Below are 2,286 nucleotides of genomic sequence, written 5' to 3'. Positions count from 1 at the left end.
TGCCGCGCGATACACGCGAAGGCCCGTCGCGCAAGGCTCGGCGGACGGTGGTGACGAGCGGGAAACACGGGAGGCGGCGGCTGGCGAGCGGCCGCGCCATCGGGAAGCCATGCGTGTGTGTTTGCAGCGCCGACCCGGCGTGAACGATGAAGGGGCCGAGCCGCCACGACGGGGGGCGGGCATTCCGCAAGCCGCGCCTGACCATGGCCTGACGATGAACCGGTAATCCTGGAATTCGGGACGCCGATGCGCGCTCGGGCGAACGGCGCGGGCGGTGCCCGCCGCTAACCGGCGACGGCCACGGCCGGCCGCCACCACGTGTTGATAGAGAAAGAGAAGCGCTCAGATCCCCGCTTTCGGCGCATTCAGGATCAGCCGCAGCCCGAGCAGCGTGATCGCACCGGCCGCGATGCGGTCGACCCACTTCTTCGCGCGCAGGTAGAGTTCGCGCGGCCGGCGCGTCGAGAAGCACAGCGCGACGAGCGTGTACCAGCCGAATTCGACCGCGAACACGAGCGGCGGCAGCGCGAGATAGCACCACAGCGGCGGGTGCTGCGGGAGCAGCGCCGCGAAGATGCTGCCGTACCAGATCGCCGTCTTCGGGTTGCTGAGCTGGGTCGTGAGGCCGGTCCAGAACGACTTGCGCGCGCTGCCGCCGGCCATCGCCTGCGGATCGTCCATCGCGATCGGCCGGTCGGCGCCGCGCCAGATCTTCGACGCCATGTAGATCAGGTACACGCCGCCCGCGACCTTGAGGCCCACATACAGCCATTCGACGGCCTGCAGCAGCGTGTAAAGCCCGGCCAGCGCGACGCCGCCGAACACGATGCCGCCGATGCCCATGCCGAGTGCGGTGGCCAGCCCGTCGCGGCGCGATAGCCCGATCGAGTTGCGGGCCACCAGCACGAAGCTCGGGCCCGGAATCATCGCGCCGAGAAACAGCGCAGCGAGGATGGCGAGTACGGCAGCCGATGCGGTCATCGAAGTCTCCTGGGTGAGCGACGCCGCTGCGCCGGCGCCTGCGTGTCGTTTCCGACGGTCGAGCCGCTGATTCTGGCACGCTTCGCGCATGGCCGAAAGCGGCCGTGCGCTGCTATGCTGGCCCTCTTTCCTGTCATCTCGCGCCGCCCCATGATCGCGATCCGCGCCGCCCGCTATCCCGACGATGCCGCCGCCGTCGAAGCGATCTTTCGCGAGTACGTCGCGAGCCCGACCGTCAGCCTCGCTTTCCAGGACTACGAGCCGGAAATCGCCGCGCTGCCCGGCAAATACGCGGCGCCGCGCGGGCAGCTGCTGCTCGCGTGGCGCGGCGAGCGCGTGGTCGGCTGCGCGGCGTTCCGCGAAATCGACGCGGCGACCTGCGAGATGAAGCGCGTGTACGTGCGGCCCGACGCACGCGGGCTGAACGTCGGCCGCCAGCTCGTCGAACGGCTGCTGCGCGACGCGAAGGCGGCCGGTTACGCGCGCATGTGCCTCGACGTGCTGCCCGAGTTCGTCGCCGCCCGGCAACTGTATGCGTCGCTCGGCTTCACGCCCGCGCCGCCCGTCGCGTTCAATCCGGTGCCGGGCACGGACTTTCTCGGGCGCGATCTGTAACGTCGCGCGGCTCATCCCCCTTTTTCTCCTTTCGACCGGACCGCCCGCCATGCGCGCTCTTCGCCTTTCCGCCCTGCTGCTCCCGCTGCTTGCCGCATTCCCGCTCAGCGTCCGCGCCGACACCCTGCCGAAGTCGATCGCCGCGCACCTGCCACCCGGCTACCAGCCGCTGCTCGCGCAAGCCGGCCCCGATGTCGACAACGGACGCCACAGCTTTCTCGTCGTCGTGCATCGCGCGGTCGACACGCGCGACCAACCATCGCCGCGCCCGCTGCTGATCTACGAGGAACAGGCCGACCACACCTACCGGCTCGCCGCCCGCAACGACCAGGTCGTGCTGCGTGCGAACGAAGGCGGCCAGTGCGACCCGTTCGATCCTGAAGATGCCGCCGACAACGGCTTGTCGGTGAAGGGCCGCTATTTCACCGTGCAGAACTTCGTCGCGTGCGGCCAGCACTGGACCGACTACATCACGTTCCGCTACGACCCGCGCACGCACGGCTGGCTCTTTTCGAACCAGATCGTCACCGAATCGTTTCCGCTCGACGACCAGCCCGACCACGTCACCGTCACGCGCGCCGACGCGCACCGGCCAGTGTCGTTCGGGCAGTGGAAACGCAAAGACTGAAGGCTGCGCGCCGCCACGCCCGCGCGGTGGTGCCGTTTTTCAACGCGACGCGACGCGCCGCG

4 protein-coding genes are annotated in these 2,286 nt (G+C 69.5%); 3 read left to right on the top strand and 1 reads right to left on the bottom strand.

Annotation, left to right across the window (positions count from 1 at the left end; genetic code table 11):
- Positions 1-226: hypothetical protein (locus JMF90_RS40415; RefSeq protein ID WP_236598093.1), on the top strand; the 226-nt coding region annotated here is incomplete at its 5' end.
- Between the two features lie 116 nt (positions 227-342).
- On the opposite strand, the gene JMF90_RS33990 is transcribed toward JMF90_RS40415, so the two are convergent.
- On the bottom strand, positions 343-981 hold the full coding sequence (locus JMF90_RS33990; protein ID WP_011548348.1) for a LysE family translocator: 639 nt from the start codon (positions 979-981) through the stop codon (positions 343-345).
- Between the two features lie 150 nt (positions 982-1,131).
- On the opposite strand from JMF90_RS33990, the gene JMF90_RS33985 reads away from it, so the two are divergent.
- Together JMF90_RS33985 and JMF90_RS33980 are read left to right on the top strand one after the other, a co-directional pair.
- Positions 1,132-1,596: a GNAT family N-acetyltransferase gene (locus JMF90_RS33985; RefSeq protein WP_041489423.1), complete on the top strand. Its 465-nt coding sequence runs from the start codon at positions 1,132-1,134 to the stop codon at positions 1,594-1,596.
- 49 nt (positions 1,597-1,645) lie between these two features.
- Positions 1,646-2,224 carry a hypothetical protein gene (locus JMF90_RS33980; protein WP_011548350.1) on the top strand — a complete coding sequence of 193 codons (579 nt, stop codon included), beginning with the start codon at positions 1,646-1,648 and terminating at the stop codon, positions 2,222-2,224.
- Positions 2,225-2,286: the final 62 nt, after the last annotated feature.

The sequence above is a fragment of the Burkholderia sp. E168m23 genome, assembly GCF_016586125.1.
Lineage (GTDB): Bacteria > Pseudomonadota > Gammaproteobacteria > Burkholderiales > Burkholderiaceae > Burkholderia > Burkholderia orbicola.
This window is presented reverse-complemented; position numbering and strand designations above follow the sequence as displayed.

What these genes read in the sequence shown, in the direction of transcription:
- JMF90_RS33990 (WP_011548348.1), bottom strand. Translation starts at nt 981, where the DNA reads ATGACCGCATCGGCTGCCGTACTCGCCATCCTCGCTGCGCTGTTTCTC.
- JMF90_RS33980 (WP_011548350.1), top strand. Translation starts at nt 1,646, where the DNA reads ATGCGCGCTCTTCGCCTTTCCGCCCTGCTGCTCCCGCTGCTTGCCGCA.
- JMF90_RS33985 (WP_041489423.1), top strand. Translation starts at nt 1,132, where the DNA reads ATGATCGCGATCCGCGCCGCCCGCTATCCCGACGATGCCGCCGCCGTC.